The following is a 15989-nucleotide window of genomic DNA, read 5'->3' on the forward strand; positions in this document are numbered from 1 at the left end:
GTGCCGGCAAGGCCAGAACATCATGCAACCCATTGATTTTACTTGCCCTATTACCTTCACAGATTGTGCCGCCCGCGTTGCGGGTATAGACTTTGCACACTGTTCACCAAAGGCCCCCTGTGGTCCTCGCGACCGCCCGCCAGCATGAAACCGATCCAGTTGCCCCTGGGTGTGCGTCTGCGCGATGACGCCACCTTCATCAACTACTATCCGGGCGCCAATGCCGCGGCATTGGGTTACGTCGAGCGGCTTTGCGAAGCCGACGCCGGCTGGACCGAGAGCCTCATCTACCTATGGGGCAAGCAGGGTGTTGGCCGCACGCACCTGCTCCAAGCCGCTACCCACCGTTTCCAGCAACTGGGCGAACCAGCCGTCTACCTGCCCCTGGCCCAATTGCTCGACCGTGGCGTGACGTTGCTCGATTACCTGGAGCAATACGAACTGGTGTGCATCGACGATCTGCACGTGATCGCCGGCAAGGCCGATTGGGAAGAGGCCATGTTCCACTTGTTCAACCGCCTGCGCGACAGTGGCCGGCGGCTGTTGCTGGCGGCGTCCAGCTCACCGCGCGAGTTGCCGATCAAATTGCCCGACCTCAAGTCGCGCCTGACCCTGGCGTTGATCTTCCAAATGCGCGGCCTGTCCGATGAAGACAAGCTGCGCGCCCTGCAATTGCGCGCGTCACGTCGCGGGCTGCACCTGACCGATGAAGTCGGCCATTTCATCCTCACCCGTGGCGCTCGCAGCATGAGTGCGCTGTTCGACCTGCTCGAGCGTCTCGACCAGGCTTCCCTTCAAGCGCAGCGCAAGCTGACCATCCCGTTCCTCAAGGAAACCCTGGGTTGGTAACCCCCTGAAAACAGCGCCCCATAGCCTGAAAACAGAAAAGTCACATTTTTTTCGATAAAATTTGCAAATGGCCATGATAGAGGGCATAGTTTCCCCCTTCTAAAGGATTACAGACACGGTCGTGCCCATGCTGACGCGCTTCGCACCCCTCGTGCCACTTGCACTCGTGACCCTGCTTTTTGGCTGCGCCTCCCAAGGCCCTGTTTCCCAGCCACAGGATCAACAATCGCTCGCGGCGCATACCGCCGAGCTGATCAAGCCATCTGCCTCTTCCGTTTTCGGTGAAGCGCCGCTGGCCACTGAAGAAGACCTGGAAGCCTTTTCCAGCAACAGCAAGCCCTATGAGCTGCCGGCCCTGGCCGACAGTATCCTGGAGCGTGGCATGTCGCTGATCGGCACCCGTTACCGTTACGGCGGTACCTCGGAGAAGTCCGGTTTCGATTGCAGTGGTTTCATCGGCTACCTGTTCCGTGAGGAAGCGGGAATGAAACTGCCGCGTTCGACCCGCGAGATGATCAACGTCGACGCACCAAAGGTTGCCCGCAATAAACTCAAGCCAGGCGACCTGCTGTTCTTCAGCACCAATGGCCGTGGCCGTGTGAGCCATGCCGGCATCTATTTGGGTGACAACCAGTTCATCCACTCCAGCAGCCGCCGCAGCGGTGGCGTGCGCATCGACAGTCTGGGCGATCGCTACTGGAGCAAGACGTTCATCGAGGCCAAACGCGCCCTGGCCATGGCACCGACCACGATCTCGCGCAACTGATATCAAAATGCTGTACCCTCCGCGGCGGCGATGCTGAAAAGCTCGCCGCCGTGCGCATTTATAGAAAGCGTCTAATCTAATTCCTCAACTCTTTTGGCTTCGGCTGCGGCCGGACGGTTCCAGACAGGATGTTCTGACCATGGCGATGTTGGCGCGCTTCGCATTCCTTTCCCTGGCGGCACTGCTCGCGGCCTGCTCCAGCCGAGCTCCGGCGCCTGCACCGGTGGCCAAGCCGGTGGTGACCTTCAACCAGCAACCTGCTTTTTCCCCAGTGGCGGAGGATGTGTTGTTCCGCGCCATCGGCTTGGTGGGCACGCCTTACCGCTGGGGTGGCAACACGCCGGACTCGGGGTTCGATTGCAGCGGGTTGATCGGCTATGTGTACCGGGACGCAGCGGGAATCAAGCTGCCGCGTTCGACGCGGGAGATGATCGTGATGCGCGCGCCTAACGTGGATATCAATGCGTTGCAGTCGGGTGACCTGGTGTTCTTTGCCACAGGCGGTGGGTCGCAGGTCAGCCATGCGGGGATCTACGTGGGGGAGGGGCGGTTCGTGCATGCGCCGTCCAGCGGCGGGACGGTGCGGTTGGATTATCTGTCCAACAGCTACTGGGCGCGGGCTTACCTGCAGGCCAAGCGGGTGTTGTCGGCAGGGCACCTGGCGCAAAATCCCTGAGGTTTGGTTCTGGGGCCAGCAACTGTTGAAAACGGCGCAAGTATCGGATGGCGCCTGGGCTGGTGAGTGAGATTGGCGGTGAACTCACGGGCCAATCGCGGGACAAGCCCGCTCCTACAGGGGGACCGCGCAATTCTTGCGCCCGCGCCGTCCTTGTGGGAGCGGGCTTGTCCCGCGATTAGGCCAGAACAGCCAACCAATTCAGTATGTTTTTCGCCGCGCCCCGCCGGGAGCAATGCCGGAGCGAGGGAACCCCGGCGCGCAGCGTCGGGGCCGGATGCAGGAGCCAGCGGTTTTTGCCTACTTTTGCCCGCGTGCAAAAGTAGGTCGCCGTAAAGGCGAAAAGCGCTAGTGGCGCCACCACCAAAAAACGAACCCCGCACGATCCAAAAAACCAAACCCAAACCCTCAAGACCCCCGGCTAACCCGCCAAACCACATCCCCCACATCATCCGCCACCAAAACCCCACCCCGCCCATCATTGACCACCCCCACTGGCCTCCCCATCGCCTTCCCCTCACCATCCACAAACCCCGTCAACACATCCATCGGCTTCCCGGCAGGCCTCCCCTCATCATTGAACGGCACGAAGATCACCTTGTACCCACTGTGCGGCTTGCGATTCCAAGACCCATGCTGCCCCACGAATGCCCCCTGCTCGAACGGCGCCGGCAGCCCCCCCGGCTGGGCGAACTCAAGCCCAAGCGACGCCGTATGCGGCCCCACCGCATAATCCGGCACGATGGCCTGTGCGACCTTCGCCGGGTCCTGCGGCTCGACCCGCAAGTCCACATGCTGCCCGTAGTAGCTGTACGGCCAGCCATAGAACCCTCCATCCTTGACCGATGTGATGTAGTCCGGCACCAGGTCGCTACCGATCTCGTCACGCTCGTTGACGGCCGTCCACAACACGCCCGTGCGCGGTTCCCAGGCCAACCCGTTGGGGTTGCGCAGGCCCGACGCGAAGATCCGATGTTCGCCATTGGCCGGGTCGACCTCCCAGATCGCCGCCCGGCCCTGCTCCTTGTCCAGCCCGTTCTCGCCCACGTTGCTGTTGGAACCGACCGTGACATACAACTTCTTGCCGTTACGGCTGGCGATCACGTTCTTGGTCCAATGGTGATTCAGCGGACCCCCAGGCAGGTCTATCACCTTGCGGCCTTCCTGGCGTAGCTGCATGGCGCCCGGCTCATAATGAAAACGCAGCAACCGATCGGTATTGGCGACATACAGGTCCTTGCCCACCAACGCCATGCCGAATGGCGAATTGAGCCCTTCGATGAACGTCGTCCGAATCTCTGCCACACCATCGTGATCGGCGTCGCGCAGCAGGGTGATGCGATTGGCACTGGGCACGCCAGCGCCGGCGCGCTCCATGACCTTGCGCATCACCCAGCCGCGAATCCCCTTGCCATCCTCAGGCTTGGGTGGGGCATTGGTCTCGGCTACCAGCACATCGCCATTGGGCAGTACATACAGCCAGCGCGGGTGGTCCAGCTGCCTGGCAAAGGCAACGACTTGCGTACCGGTCGCCGACTTTGGCGTGGCACCTTCCGGCCAGCCGGTCGCGGGCGCGATATTGATGGTGGGGAGCAGCGTCTTGCGCGGCTCCGGCAGTTGCGGCGAAGGGCCGCTGCCATCGCTCACATCCAGGCGAGCGGACTCGCCGCAGGCGCCGAGGCTCAAGACCAGGGCCAGCAGTATCGAAGTTCGCATCCTGTCCATGCTCAGAATCCTCAGCGGAGCTTGTGAAAATTGAGAGTCGGATGCGTTGGAGTAGGTTCATTCGCTGCGTGCAGATCTATCTACCACCGGCCGAATGGGGCATTGGCAACCATGGCGGGCTCTAGATCACCAGGGCCTTCTTCCCATGCGCAACATCCAACAAACATTGCTTCACAACCTCCAAGTACTCGATACCGGGCGCGCGCTGACACGGCTGACTGACGATTTCCTGGACCATTTCCCCGACCCCTATCGACTCGCCCAGCGTCACGCCGAACAGGTCCTGCGGCGTCATACCGGCAAGGACTGGGATCCGGACCAGGTCTGGTGGCACCAGTTCACCGATGCGGCGTCCAGCAGCCGGAGCTTCACGGGTTGGGCTCATTACCAACGCCCCATCAAGTCTCAGCGCTTCACCGCGCTGATGATCGAGCGCTTCGATGTGGGCTTTCAAGACGCCACGGACGAACTGGACCTGTATGGCGGATTTTATTCCCAGGGCCCGCATGCGCAGCGGTTCGACGAGCGCAACGAAGTGCCCATGCTCGCCCGGGATGTCCAGAAGGACTTTTGGAAACTGGACTTCGCCCAGGTCGTGCGTGACGACATCGAGAGGTTCTGGAGAGCGCGCGCCGACGATTTCCGGGTGCTGGCCAAGGTCAGCCTGCTGGCCCAATGCAAGGAGGCTGAGCAGGACGGAAGGATCACAGCGCAGGATGCCCGGCAAGTGCGCGCCCTCGTCTCGAGCGTGCTCGCGCGCTCCGGGCGAACCCCGACGCTGGAGGAGCTGCGCCAGGTAGCCGGGGAGGGGGAGGTCACCATCACCGTCTATCGCCCGCGCGTGGGTAGAGCTTGCCTGTATATCCTGCGCCCTACCGGCGGGCGCGTGTGGCTATACATGCCCTACGACGAGCAGGCCTTGCGCGGGTTCGCCTCCGAGCAGGCCATGGCGCACTGGTTGCGTGGTTGGGCGGGCACTGCCGAGGGCATGCGACGATTGAGGGCGGCGGTGATCTTCGACGAGCATCTGAGCGATGGGCGCGAGGCGGCCGTGGATGCCCTGCAGCAGCTCGCCAACAGCCGGAGTGATGCTGCGGCCCTGAAACTGCTCCAGCAATCCAGTACGGCGGGCAACAGTCAGCTGTTTTCCCAATTGCATGAAGATGCCAGAAGCGACATGCGCCACAACGCCCAGCTGATGGTCGACAACCGGCAATTGCGCAAGGCCATGCTCACCGGTTATCTCGCGGCCTTCATCAAAGTTGGCGCTTTGCTGGTGCCATTGTCGCCCGGTATCAGCCTGGCACTGCTGGCGGCGTCGGTGACCAAGCTCTGGCTGGACGTGGATGCGGCTACCCATGCACGCAGCCGTATGGCGCGGCAAGGGGCCTTGCGCGCCGCCATCGTCGATTCGATTTTCGCCGCATTGAACATGATCGAGCTCGGCTTCGGCGCCAGCCATGCCGCTTTGGCCTACCGAGCGCCGTTCCATGAAACGGACGTGTCGCTGGGCAGCTGGCAGCCAGTTGCGCAGCCCCAGGGCTTGTTCGAAGCCCAGGAGGCTAATGACATCCTGGATGGCCTGCAACAAGGCAGCCAGGCGCTGCGTGGCATCCGCCTCGATGCCACGGGAGGATGCTGGATCGAACTGCAGGGCCTGCCGTATCGCGTGCGCTATGGCACCGAGTTGAAAACCTGGCTCATCGTGCCCCCCGACAACCCGTTCGCCTTCGGGCCGATACGCCCTGTACGCCTGAACGATGCGGGGGAATGGGAGTTGCTGGGCGCGCCTCGCCTGGCGGCGGGCGCGCCAGGAGACGGGCTTGCCCAGCAGTCGTCGGCCTTTTGGGATGAGTACATGCTCACCGATGAACAGCGCAGCGAGACCTTGTCGGACGCCGCCTTGGCGCGCCAGGAACATCTGCTCGAGCAGGCCGGCATACCTGAACTTGCGAGCGACGCCGAACCGTTGGTAGACGATGAAGGGTTCGACTACATCGACGACCATGGCGCTGCTACCTATACCTACAAACACGATGGCCGTTTCAGAAACCACCTGATCGATATCTACACCGCGGATGACGCCATCAATGATTACCTGCGCCAGGGGCAGCGGCATTTCGACTATGCCGACGAGGTCAGCTATCTGGACAAGCTGGCCGACTCCCTGGAGCAGCTACCCGCCGACGCCCAGGTGCCTCTGTACCGGGGTGGTTGCGGTGAGCGCGGTACCAGTGGTGTGCACTTTCGCAGTGGGCGCTTCAATAAAGGTGACATTCTGGTCAATACCGACCTGACGTCCTTCACTGAAAACCCCTACATCATTCGTAAATTTTCGGCCGATCCGGACAAGCTTTCGACCCGGGGTCTGGTAGGGGTTTTCGACGATACCTCCGTGGTGTTCGAGCTGCCGGCTGGCCGCTACCACAGTGGCAAACAGATCGCGCCGTTCTCTGCGCATAAATATGAAGTCGAGACCCTTTTCCTGCCAGGGGCGTACTTCCAGATCGATGAAATCACCGAGGTCATCGGCGTCGATTACCGATTCGTCAAGGTCAGGCTCAACCAGGTGAGCAAGCCTCGAAGCGGCGCGGTGTATGACTTGCGCAGCGGTGAGTCGTTCGACAGAAGCGCCTATGTCGAGCGTTTGGGCGCGCCTCACCTGGTGGATCGCTTCTTTCCTTTGTCGACAGCCCCTGATTCATTTGACGCTCCCGGTCCAACCCTCTAACCTTCGCGACGTGTTTCAGGTGCCCTGCCAGTCAACGCTGGGCAGGGTGAAACTGGGAAGCCGGTGGGCGCCAGCGAAGGCGCGATTCCGGCGCTGCCCCCGCAACGGTAGGTGAGTCAAAGGCCGCGCAGGGCCACTGGGTGCATGCACCCGGGAAGGCGCGCGGTCCACGGGCCCAAGGCCCTGCTCACGAGCCCGGAGACCGGCCTGTCACTGCCAACGGCATCACGGAGGGTGATGCGCGGTGCACTGTGGCGCGTCTGCCACGGCTCCTGCGCGTTCTCCGGCTGCCTGCCTATCGACCTGTCCTCGCCCTGTGCGCGGCGACAGCCTGCGGAGAACCCTGATGAGCGAAACCACCGAACGCGACGAGCGTCACCTGGCGCGTATGCAGCGCAAGAAGGCGATCATCGACGAGCGTATCGCCAATGCCCCCAACGAATGCGGCCTGCTGCTGGTGCTTACCGGCAACGGCAAGGGCAAGAGCAGCTCGGCCTTCGGCATGCTCGCCCGTGCCCTGGGCCACGGCATGCAGTGTGGCGTGGTGCAGTTCATCAAGGGGCGTAACAGCACCGGCGAAGAGCTGTTCTTCCGCCGCTTCCCTGAACAGGTGCGCTACCACGTGATGGGCGAGGGCTTCACATGGGAAACCCAGGACCGCCAGCGTGACATCGCCGCCGCCGAAGCCGCCTGGGCAGTTTCGCGCCAGATGCTGCAGGACCCTTCGGTGCAGTTCGTGGTGCTCGATGAACTGAACATCGCCCTCAAGCACGGTTACCTCGACCTCGACCAGGTACTGGCCGACATCCAGGCGCGCCCGCCGATGCAGCACGTGATCGTCACCGGCCGTGCCGCCAAGCCGGAAATGATCGAGCTGGCCGACACCGTCACCGAGATGGGCGTGGTCAAGCATGCCTTCCAGGCCGGTATCCGCGCGCAGAAGGGCGTGGAGCTATGAGCCAACCCCGGCATTGCCCGGCGGTGCTGATCGCAGCACCGGCTTCCGGCCAGGGCAAGACTACGGTCACCGCTGCCCTGGCGCGTCTGCATCGTAACCTGGGCCGCAAGGTTCGGGTCTTCAAGTGCGGGCCGGACTTTCTCGACCCGATGATCCTCGAACGCGCCAGCGGCGCGCCGGTGTACCAGCTCGACCTGTGGATGATCGGTGCCGAGGAAAGCCGGCGCCTGCTCTGGGAGGCGGCGGGCGAGGCCGACCTGATCCTGATCGAAGGGGTCATGGGGCTGTTCGACGGCACTCCGTCCAGCGCTGACCTGGCACGTCATTTCGGCGTGCCGGTGCTGGCGGTGATCGACGGCACGGCCATGGCCCAGACCTTCGGCGCTTTGGCCCTGGGCTTGGCGCGCTACCAGGCCGACCTGCCCTTTGCCGGGGTGCTGGCCAACCGGGTCGGCAGCCTGCGCCACGCACAATTGCTCGAAGGCAGCCTGAGCGAGGGCCTGCGCTGGTACGGCGGCTTGTCCCGTGAGCGCGGCATCGAGTTGCCCAGCCGCCACCTGGGGCTGGTTCAGGCCAGCGAACTCAACGACCTGGACATGCGCCTGGACGCTGCCGCCGATGCCCTGGGGGCCAGCTGTGACGCCACCTTGCCGCCACCGGTGGCGTTCGACGCACCTGTGTCGGCGGCCAGCGCCGCGAGTTTGGCCGGTGTGCGCATCGGCGTCGCCCGGGACGAAGCATTCGCCTTTACCTATGGGGCCAACCTCGACCTGCTGCGCAGACAGGGCGCGCAGCTGGTGTTCTTCTCGCCGGTCCATGATGCTGAGCTGCCGCCCGTCGACAGCCTCTACCTGCCCGGCGGCTACCCGGAGCTGCACCACCGTGCTCTGGCCGGCAACGCCCCGATGCTGGAGGCGATCCGCGCCCACCACGCCCAGGGCAAACCCGTGCTGGCCGAATGCGGCGGCATGCTCTACCTGCTCGACGCCCTGACCGACGTGGCCGGCGAGCGGGCCGAACTGCTCGGCCTGCTGCCGGGCGAGGCGGTGATGCAAAAGCGCCTGGCAGCCCTGGCGCTGCAAGCGGTAGAGCTGCCCGAAGGCACCCTGCGTGGCCATACCTACCATCATTCGCTGACCACCACGGCGTTCGAGCCGATCGCCCGCGGGCAGAGCCCCAACGGCGGGCGCGGCAACGAGGCGGTGTATCGCATCGGCCGCCTGACCGCGTCCTACGTGCACTTCTATTTCCCCTCCAACCCCGACGCGGCGGCGGCGCTGTTGCGACCATGAGCGAGCACGCCTTCTCCGATGCCGAGCGCGCCGCAGTTTACCGGGCCATCGGTGAGCGTCGCGACATGCGCCATTTCGCCGGCGGCGAGGTGGCGCCCGAGTTGCTTGCCCGTCTGCTGGCGGCGGCCCACCAGGCCCCTAGCGTCGGCCTGATGCAGCCGTGGCGCTTCATTCGCATCAGCGAACGAACCCTGCGTGAGCGTATCCAGGCGCTGGTGGAGCAGGAGCGCCAGCGTACCGCCCAGGCCCTGGGCCAGCGCTCCGATGAATTCATGAAGCTCAAGGTCGAAGGCATCCAGGACTGCGCCGAAGTGCTGGTGGCCGCGCTGATGGACCACCGCGAAGCCCACGTTTTCGGCCGGCGGACCTTGCCGGAAATGGACCTGGCCTCCCTGGCTTGCGCCATCCAGAACCTGTGGCTGGCGGCCCGCGCGGAAGGCCTGGGCATGGGCTGGGTGTCGTTGTTCGACCCCCAGGCCTTGGGCCTGCTGCTGGGCATGCCGGCGGGCGCCAAGCCGGTGGCGGTGCTGTGCCTGGGCCCGGTGGTCGAGTTCTACCCGGCGCCGATGCTGGTGCTGGAGCAGTGGGCGCAGGAGCAGCCTTTGAGCGAAATGCTCTTCGAGAACCAATGGGGAGAACGCCGATGAGCGTGGCCTTGCTGACCGTGGCCGGGGTGGCCCTGGATGCCTTGCTGGGTGAACCGAGGCGCTGGCACCCGCTGGTGGCCTTCGGCAACTTCGCCTCGCGCCTGGAACAGCGCTTAAATGCGGGCGGGCGGGGCTGGCGCAGCCACGGCGTCAGCGCCTGGTTCCTGGCCGTGGTGCCGCTGACATTGCTGGCGCTGATCCTTTCCTGGCTGCCGGGTATCGGCTGGCTGGTGGATGTGCTGGCGCTGTATTGCGCCCTGGGCCTGCGCAGCCTGGGCGAGCACGTGCTGCCGGTGGCCGAGGCCTTGCGCCGTGGTGACCTGGGCGAGGCACGCCGGCGCGTGGGTTACCTGGTCAGCCGCGAAACCCGCGAGCTGGACGAGCCCGCCGTGGCGCGGGCGGCCACTGAGTCGGTGCTGGAGAACGGCAGCGACGCGGTGTTCGCCGCCTTGTTCTGGTTCGTCGTGGCCGGTGCGCCCGGGGTGGTGCTGTACCGTCTGAGCAATACCCTCGATGCCATGTGGGGCTATCGTAATGAACGGTTCGAGCGCTTCGGTTGGGCCGCGGCGCGTATCGACGATGTACTCAATTACCTGCCCGCCCGGTTGGTGGCACTGACCTACGCGCTGCTGGGCAAGACCCGCCTGGCCTTGGCCTGCTGGCGCAACCAGGCGCCGCTGTGGGACAGCCCCAACGCAGGCCCGGTGATGGCTGCCGGTGCCGGCGCCCTGGGCGTCGAACTGGGTGGCCCCGCGGTGTACCACGGCGAGTTGCATGAGCGCCCGCGCCTGGGCGAAGGCCCCATGGCCGATGTCGACGCCATCGAGCGGGGCTGGAGCCTGGTCCAGCGGGGCGTGTGGCTATGGCTGTTGCTGATCTGCCTGGGAGCCTACTGGAATGCTTGAACACGGTGGTCGCCTGCTGCGTGCGGTGCGCCGATACGGCATCGCCCGCGAACATTGGCTCGACCTCTCCAGCGGTATCGCCCCCTGGCCCTATGCAATCCCGCCGATCCCGCTGGACGCCTGGGCGCGCCTGCCGGAGACCGAGGACGGCCTGGAGCAGGCTGCGCGCGCCTATTACGGCGCGGCTGAACTGTTGCCGGTCGCCGGCTCCCAGGCGGCGATCCAGGCCTTACCCTGCCTGCGCCCGGCCGGGCGGGTCGGCGTGCTCTGGCCGTGCTATGCCGAGCATCCCCATGCCTGGCGACGGGCAGGGCATTCATTGGTCGAACTGGACGAAGCGCAGGTCGAGCAGAGGCTCGACAGCCTGGATGTGCTGGTGCTGGTCAACCCAAACAACCCCACGGGGCGGCGCATCGAGCGCGAACGCCTGCTCGACTGGCATGGCCGCCTGGCGCGGCGTGGCGGCTGGCTGGTGGTCGATGAGGCCTTCATGGACAACACGCCCGCCCACAGCGTGGTCGAGTGCGCCACGCGCCCTGGGCTGATCGTGCTGCGCTCGTTTGGCAAATTCTTCGGTCTTGCCGGCGTGCGCCTGGGCTTCGTGATGGCCGAACAAGCATTGTTGCAGCGTCTGGCCGACCTGCTTGGGCCCTGGACCATCAGCGGGCCCACCCGGGTGCTAGGGCAGGCCTGTTTCCGCGACGGCGCGGCGCATGCGCTGCAAATCGCCCGCTGCGCCCAGGCCAGCCAACGCCTGGCTGCATTGCTGGTCGACGCTGGCCTCTCGCCCCTTGGCGGCTGCGACCTGTTCCAGTACGTGCGCAGCGAGCGGGCCGCGCACCTGCAGGATTTTCTCGCCCACCGCGGCATCCTGGTGCGTCTGTTCGAGCAGCCAGCGGCCGTGCGCCTTGGCCTGCCTGCCAGCGCTGCGGATGAGCAGCGCCTGCGTCAGGCCCTGGCGGACTACCAGAAGGAATCGGCATGACCACGCTCATGGTGCAAGGCACCACCTCCGATGCCGGCAAGAGTACGCTGGTCACCGCCCTGTGCCGTTGGCTGTTGCGCCAGGGTATCGGTGTGGTGCCGTTCAAGCCGCAGAACATGGCGCTCAACAGCGCGGTGACCGCCGACGGCGGCGAGATTGGCCGCGCCCAGGCGGTGCAGGCCCAGGCCTGCCGGCTGGCGCCGCACACCGACATGAACCCGGTGCTGCTCAAGCCCAACAGCGACACTGGGGCGCAGGTGATCGTCCACGGCCGTGCAGTGACCTGCATGAATGCCGTGGCCTACCACGACTACAAGGCTATCGCCATGCAGGCTGTGCTGGCTTCCCATCAGCGCCTCAGCGCCGCCTACGCGGTGGTGATGGTCGAGGGCGCGGGCTCGCCGGCGGAAATCAACCTGCGTGCCGGCGATATCGCCAACATGGGCTTCGCCGAGGCGGTGGACTGCCCGGTGATCCTGGTGGCCGACATCAACCGTGGTGGGGTCTTCGCCCACCTGGTCGGCACCCTCGAACTGCTGTCGCCGAGCGAGCAGGCGCGAGTCAAGGGCTTCGTCATCAACCGTTTCCGCGGCGACATCGCCTTGCTGCAACCGGGCCTGGATTGGCTGGAACAGCGCACCGGCAAACCGGTGCTGGGCGTGCTGCCCTACGTCACCGACCTGCACCTGGAAGCCGAGGATGCCATCGATGTACGCCAGGCAACCCAGCAGGGGCGCCTGCTCAAGGTGATCGTGCCGGTGCTGCCGCGCATCAGCAACCATACGGACTTCGATCCGTTGCGCCTGCATCCGCAGGTCGACCTGCAGTTCATCGGCCCGGGCCAGCCGATCCCGCCGGCCGACCTGATCATCCTGCCGGGCTCCAAGAGCGTGCGCGGCGACCTGGCGCAACTGCGCGCGCGTGGCTGGGACGCCGCCATTGCCCGGCACCTGCGCTACGGTGGCAAGCTGATCGGCATCTGCGGCGGCCTGCAGATGCTCGGCCAGCAGGTGCACGACCCGCTCGGCCTGGAAGGGGAGGCCGGCTCCAGCCCTGGGCTGGGGCTGCTGGACTACGCCACCGTGCTGGAGGCCGAAAAGCAGTTGCGTAACGTCTGCGGCACCCTGGGCCTGGAGCAGGCTGCGGTCAGCGGCTATGAAATCCATGCCGGCGTCACCCGTGGCCCAGCCCTGGAACGCCCGGCGGTTCAGCTGGCCGATGGCCGCTGCGATGGCGCGATCAGTGCCGACGGCCAGATCCTCGCCACCTATCTGCACGGCCTGTTCGAAGGCAGCCACTCGTGCGCCGCGCTGCTGCGTTGGGCCGGGTTGGACGATGCCCAGGTCATCGACTACGAAGCCCTGCGCGAACGGGACATCGAGCGCCTGGCCGACTTGGTGGAACGCCACCTGGACACCACGCGCCTGCGTGAACTGTGTGGAGTCGCCTGACATGCGCAACCTGATCCTCGGCGGTGCCCGCTCCGGCAAGAGCCGCCTGGCCGAACAGTTGGCCGTGGCCAGCGGCCTGCCGGTCACCTACATCGCCACCAGCCAGCCGCTGGATGGCGAGATGAACGAACGTGTGCAGTTGCACCGCCAGCGCCGCCCCGCCGAATGGGGGCTGCTCGAGGAGCCCCTGGCCCTGGCCGCGGTGCTGCGCGCGCACGCCGATACCGGCCGCTGCCTGCTGGTGGATTGCCTGACCCTGTGGCTGACCAATCTGCTGATGCTCGAAGACGACCAGCGCCTGGCCCAGGAGCGCGATGCACTGCTCGACTGCCTGCAGACCCTGCCCGGCACCCTCATCCTGGTCAGCAACGAAACCGGCCTGGGCGTGGTGCCCATGGGCGAGCTGACCCGCCGCTATGTCGACCTGGCCGGCTGGCTGCACCAGGCCGTGGCCGAACGCTGCGAACGTGTGGTGCTGACGGTCGCCGGCCTACCTCTCATGCTCAAAGGACCTGCCCTATGAACCAACCCTGGTGGCGCGCCCCCTGCCAACCGTTCGATACCGCTGCCATGGAGCAGGCGCGTGCCCGCCAGCGACAGTTGACCAAGCCGGCGGGCTCGCTTGGCCAGCTGGAAGGCCTGGCCGTGCATCTGGCCGGCTTGCAGGGCTGTGAACGGCCATCCCTCGAGCAGGTCGCCATCGCGATCTTCGCCGGTGACCATGGCGTGGTGGAGGAGGGCATCTCGGCCTATCCCCAGGCCGTGACCGGGCAGATGCTGCACAACTTCGTCGGCGGTGGCGCGGCGATCAGTGTGCTGGCGCGCGAGCTGGGCGCCAGCCTGGAAGTGGTCGACCTGGGTACGATCGATCTTGGCCTGGCATTGCCAGGCGTACATCATCTGCGCCTGGGCGCCGGTACCGCCAACTTCGCCCGCCAGCCGGCGATGACCGACGCACAGCTGCAGGCAGCCCTCGGCGCCGGGCGTGACAGCGCCCAGCGTGCGACCGGACAAGGTGCCCGGCTGTTCATCGGCGGCGAAATGGGCATCGGCAATACCACCGCCGCCGCGGCCGTGGCCAGTACCCTGCTCGGCTGTCAGGCCCGTGAGCTGAGCGGCCCGGGCACTGGCCTGGACCCGGTCGGCGTGCGCCACAAGGCCGAGGTGATCGAGCGTGCCCTGGTGCTGCACGGGCTGCGTGCCGACGACCCGCTGCAGGCGCTGGGCTGTGTCGGCGGCTTCGAGATCGCAGCTTTGGCAGGTGCCTACCTGGCCTGCGCGCAACAGGGGGTGGCCGTGCTCGTGGATGGCTTCATCTGCAGCGTCGCCGCCCTGGTGGCTGTGCACCTGAATCCCCAGTGCCGTCCTTGGCTGCTGTTCGCCCATCAGGGCGCGGAGCCCGGCCACCGGGCAGTGCTCGAAGCACTGGAGGCGAGCCCGCTGCTGGCCCTGGGCCTGCGCCTGGGCGAAGGCAGCGGGGCCGCGCTGGCGGTCCCGTTGATGCGCCTGGCCTGTGCCCTGCACGGGCAGATGGCGACCTTTGCCGAGGCTGCCGTGGCGGATCGCCCGGCATGATCGTCGACCTGCTGCGCCACGGCGAGACCGAGCAGGGTGGTGGCCTGCGTGGCAGCCTGGACGATGACCTGACCGAGCGCGGCTGGGCGCAGATGCACGCGGCGGTGGCCCAGGCCGGCCCATGGGACGTGTTGGTGAGCTCGCCGTTGCGCCGCTGTGCCCGGTTCGCCGAGCAGCTCGGTGCCCAGCTGGCCTTGCCCGTGCAATGCGAGGTGGGCGTTCGTGAGCTGCATTTCGGTGACTGGGAAGGGCGCAGCGCCGCGCAGATCATGCAGGACCAGGCCGATGCGTTGGGCCGCTTCTGGGCCGACCCCTATGCCTTCACGCCACCCAACGGCGAGCCGGTGGACGAGTTCGCCGAGCGGGTGCTGACGGCCATGGAGAACCTCGGTCGCCAGCATGCCGGCAAGCGCGTACTGCTGATCACCCATGGTGGAGTGATGCGCCTGCTACTGACGCGGGCCCGGGGCTTGCCGCGCGAACAACTGTTGCAGGTGGAGGTCGGGCATGGGGCGCTGGTGCGCCTTGCCCTGGCGGCCGATGGCCAGCTGCGCGAGGAGGCCTGACATGTCGCCCTTCTGGATCGCGCTGCAATTTCTCAGCAGCCTGCCGGTGCGCCTGCCAGGCATGCCCGAGCCTCGGCAGGTGGGCCGTTCGCTGCTCTACTATCCCTTGGTTGGCTTGCTGTTCGGCCTGGTGCTGTGGATGGCCAGCCATCTGCTGCAAGGCGCCGCTGCGCCTTTGCATGCGGCCTTGTTGTTGGCGCTATGGGTGGTGCTCAGCGGTGCCTTGCACCTGGATGGCCTGGCCGACAGTGCCGATGCCTGGCTAGGCGGTTTCGGCGACCGTGAGCGTACCCTGCGAATCATGAAGGATCCGCGCAGCGGCCCGATCGCCGTGGTCACGCTGGTGCTGGTCCTGTTATTGAAGTTCTGTGCGTTGTGGGTGCTGGTGCAGCAGGATGCCGGCGGGTCGCTGGTGCTGGCGCCGGTGGTGGGGCGCGCGGCACTGCTCGGGTTGTTCATGGCCACCCCTTATGTGCGCCGGGGGGGGCTGGGGCAGGCGCTGGCCGATCACCTGCCGAAAGAGACCGCTGCCTGGGTGCTGGCGGGCTCTGCGTTGGCTGCGGTGGTACTCGGCGGGTGGCAGGTGTTGGGGGTATTGCTACTGGCGGTGCTGGTCTTCGCATGGGGACGCCACCTGATGTGTCGGCGCTTGGGGGGGGCGACGGGGGACACGGCGGGTGCGTTGCTGGAGTTGGTGGAACTGGCGGTGGTGCTTGGGTTGGCATTGCTGTGAAGGATCGAGTCCAGCCCCATCTCCGGCAAGCCGGCTCCACACAGAGGGTCAGCACTGGCCGTTTGTTCTTTGCTCGACAGCGCAGCCCAAAGGGCTGGGTGACCTCCCGCAACAAGCGTACACAGGGCCT

15 protein-coding genes and 1 riboswitch are annotated in these 15989 nt (G+C 65.9%); of the genes, 14 read left to right on the forward strand and 1 reads right to left on the reverse strand.

The window, feature by feature from the left end; all coding sequences use genetic code 11:
• The first annotated feature begins 144 nt into the window (after positions 1-144).
• The 3 genes from hda to IRZ56_RS18525 all read left to right on the forward strand — a co-directional run bounded on the left by hda (position 145) and on the right by IRZ56_RS18525 (position 2291).
• Positions 145-849, forward strand: a complete 705-nt coding sequence (gene hda / locus IRZ56_RS18515) for a DnaA regulatory inactivator Hda (protein WP_084858700.1) — start codon at positions 145-147, stop codon at positions 847-849.
• Positions 850-976: 127 nt separating this feature from the next.
• The gene (locus tag IRZ56_RS18520; RefSeq protein ID WP_196146262.1) at positions 977-1615 is read left to right on the forward strand and encodes a C40 family peptidase; all 639 of its coding nucleotides are present in this window, start codon (positions 977-979) and stop codon (positions 1613-1615) included.
• A 139-nt stretch (positions 1616-1754) separates the two neighbouring features.
• Positions 1755-2291, forward strand: coding sequence for a C40 family peptidase (locus IRZ56_RS18525; protein WP_196146263.1), 537 nt, complete (start codon positions 1755-1757; stop codon positions 2289-2291).
• Positions 2292-2699: 408 nt separating this feature from the next.
• On the opposite strand, the gene IRZ56_RS18530 is transcribed toward IRZ56_RS18525, so the two are convergent.
• Complete coding sequence (locus tag IRZ56_RS18530) at positions 2700-4007, reverse strand: PQQ-dependent sugar dehydrogenase (protein WP_419183262.1); 1308 nt, start codon at positions 4005-4007, stop codon at positions 2700-2702.
• 154 nt (positions 4008-4161) lie between these two features.
• Here IRZ56_RS18530 and IRZ56_RS18535 point away from each other — a divergent pair, with 154 nt between their 5' ends.
• The 11 genes from IRZ56_RS18535 to IRZ56_RS18585 all read left to right on the forward strand — a co-directional run bounded on the left by IRZ56_RS18535 (position 4162) and on the right by IRZ56_RS18585 (position 15859).
• On the forward strand, positions 4162-6747 hold the full coding sequence (locus IRZ56_RS18535) for a dermonecrotic toxin domain-containing protein (RefSeq protein WP_196146265.1): 2586 nt from the start codon (positions 4162-4164) through the stop codon (positions 6745-6747).
• Positions 6748-6973, forward strand: a riboswitch (cobalamin riboswitch).
• A gap of 120 nt (positions 6974-7093) precedes the next feature.
• Positions 7094-7705, forward strand: a complete 612-nt coding sequence (gene cobO / locus IRZ56_RS18540) for a cob(I)yrinic acid a,c-diamide adenosyltransferase (RefSeq protein ID WP_196146266.1) — start codon at positions 7094-7096, stop codon at positions 7703-7705.
• Positions 7702-8997 (forward strand): cobyrinate a,c-diamide synthase, encoded by a 1296-nt coding sequence (locus IRZ56_RS18545; protein ID WP_196146267.1) that lies wholly within the window; start codon positions 7702-7704, stop codon positions 8995-8997. Before cobO ends, IRZ56_RS18545 begins: the two co-directional genes overlap by 4 nt.
• A complete protein-coding gene (gene bluB, locus IRZ56_RS18550) occupies positions 8994-9644 on the forward strand; it encodes a 5,6-dimethylbenzimidazole synthase (protein WP_196146268.1) in 651 nt (216 codons plus the stop codon). The genes IRZ56_RS18545 and bluB overlap by 4 nt, the downstream gene beginning before the upstream one ends.
• The gene (gene cbiB, locus IRZ56_RS18555; RefSeq protein ID WP_196146269.1) at positions 9641-10549 is read left to right on the forward strand and encodes an adenosylcobinamide-phosphate synthase CbiB; all 909 of its coding nucleotides are present in this window, start codon (positions 9641-9643) and stop codon (positions 10547-10549) included. Before bluB ends, cbiB begins: the two co-directional genes overlap by 4 nt.
• A complete protein-coding gene (gene cobD, locus IRZ56_RS18560; RefSeq protein WP_196146270.1) occupies positions 10542-11534 on the forward strand; it encodes a threonine-phosphate decarboxylase CobD in 993 nt (330 codons plus the stop codon). Before cbiB ends, cobD begins: the two co-directional genes overlap by 8 nt.
• Positions 11531-12985 carry a cobyric acid synthase gene (locus tag IRZ56_RS18565; RefSeq protein WP_196146271.1) on the forward strand — a complete coding sequence of 485 codons (1455 nt, stop codon included), beginning with the start codon at positions 11531-11533 and terminating at the stop codon, positions 12983-12985. The genes cobD and IRZ56_RS18565 overlap by 4 nt, the downstream gene beginning before the upstream one ends.
• Before the next feature lies 1 nt (position 12986).
• Positions 12987-13508: a bifunctional adenosylcobinamide kinase/adenosylcobinamide-phosphate guanylyltransferase gene (gene cobU, locus IRZ56_RS18570; protein WP_196146272.1), complete on the forward strand. Its 522-nt coding sequence runs from the start codon at positions 12987-12989 to the stop codon at positions 13506-13508.
• Positions 13505-14560 (forward strand): nicotinate-nucleotide--dimethylbenzimidazole phosphoribosyltransferase, encoded by a 1056-nt coding sequence (gene cobT / locus IRZ56_RS18575; protein ID WP_196146273.1) that lies wholly within the window; start codon positions 13505-13507, stop codon positions 14558-14560. The genes cobU and cobT overlap by 4 nt, the downstream gene beginning before the upstream one ends.
• The gene (gene cobC, locus IRZ56_RS18580; protein ID WP_196146274.1) at positions 14557-15126 is read left to right on the forward strand and encodes an alpha-ribazole phosphatase family protein; all 570 of its coding nucleotides are present in this window, start codon (positions 14557-14559) and stop codon (positions 15124-15126) included. Before cobT ends, cobC begins: the two co-directional genes overlap by 4 nt.
• Before the next feature lies 1 nt (position 15127).
• Positions 15128-15859 carry an adenosylcobinamide-GDP ribazoletransferase gene (locus tag IRZ56_RS18585; protein ID WP_196146275.1) on the forward strand — a complete coding sequence of 244 codons (732 nt, stop codon included), beginning with the start codon at positions 15128-15130 and terminating at the stop codon, positions 15857-15859.
• Positions 15860-15989: the final 130 nt, after the last annotated feature.

It is taken from the genome of Pseudomonas guariconensis, from assembly GCF_015680235.1.
Taxonomy (GTDB): domain Bacteria; phylum Pseudomonadota; class Gammaproteobacteria; order Pseudomonadales; family Pseudomonadaceae; genus Aquipseudomonas; species Aquipseudomonas guariconensis_A.

Coding starts and splice junctions, on each gene's coding strand:
- IRZ56_RS18525 (WP_196146263.1), top strand. CDS start 1,755: ATGGCGATGTTGGCGCGCTTCGCATTCCTTTCCCTGGCGGCACTGCTC.
- bluB (WP_196146268.1), top strand. CDS start 8,994: ATGAGCGAGCACGCCTTCTCCGATGCCGAGCGCGCCGCAGTTTACCGG.
- IRZ56_RS18520 (WP_196146262.1), top strand. CDS start 977: ATGCTGACGCGCTTCGCACCCCTCGTGCCACTTGCACTCGTGACCCTG.
- IRZ56_RS18530 (WP_419183262.1), bottom strand. CDS start 4,007: ATGCGAACTTCGATACTGCTGGCCCTGGTCTTGAGCCTCGGCGCCTGC.
- cobO (WP_196146266.1), top strand. CDS start 7,094: ATGAGCGAAACCACCGAACGCGACGAGCGTCACCTGGCGCGTATGCAG.
- cbiB (WP_196146269.1), top strand. CDS start 9,641: ATGAGCGTGGCCTTGCTGACCGTGGCCGGGGTGGCCCTGGATGCCTTG.
- cobC (WP_196146274.1), top strand. CDS start 14,557: ATGATCGTCGACCTGCTGCGCCACGGCGAGACCGAGCAGGGTGGTGGC.
- IRZ56_RS18585 (WP_196146275.1), top strand. CDS start 15,128: ATGTCGCCCTTCTGGATCGCGCTGCAATTTCTCAGCAGCCTGCCGGTG.
- hda (WP_084858700.1), top strand. CDS start 145: ATGAAACCGATCCAGTTGCCCCTGGGTGTGCGTCTGCGCGATGACGCC.
- IRZ56_RS18565 (WP_196146271.1), top strand. CDS start 11,531: ATGACCACGCTCATGGTGCAAGGCACCACCTCCGATGCCGGCAAGAGT.
- IRZ56_RS18535 (WP_196146265.1), top strand. CDS start 4,162: ATGCGCAACATCCAACAAACATTGCTTCACAACCTCCAAGTACTCGAT.
- cobD (WP_196146270.1), top strand. CDS start 10,542: ATGCTTGAACACGGTGGTCGCCTGCTGCGTGCGGTGCGCCGATACGGC.
- IRZ56_RS18545 (WP_196146267.1), top strand. CDS start 7,702: ATGAGCCAACCCCGGCATTGCCCGGCGGTGCTGATCGCAGCACCGGCT.
- cobU (WP_196146272.1), top strand. CDS start 12,987: ATGCGCAACCTGATCCTCGGCGGTGCCCGCTCCGGCAAGAGCCGCCTG.
- cobT (WP_196146273.1), top strand. CDS start 13,505: ATGAACCAACCCTGGTGGCGCGCCCCCTGCCAACCGTTCGATACCGCT.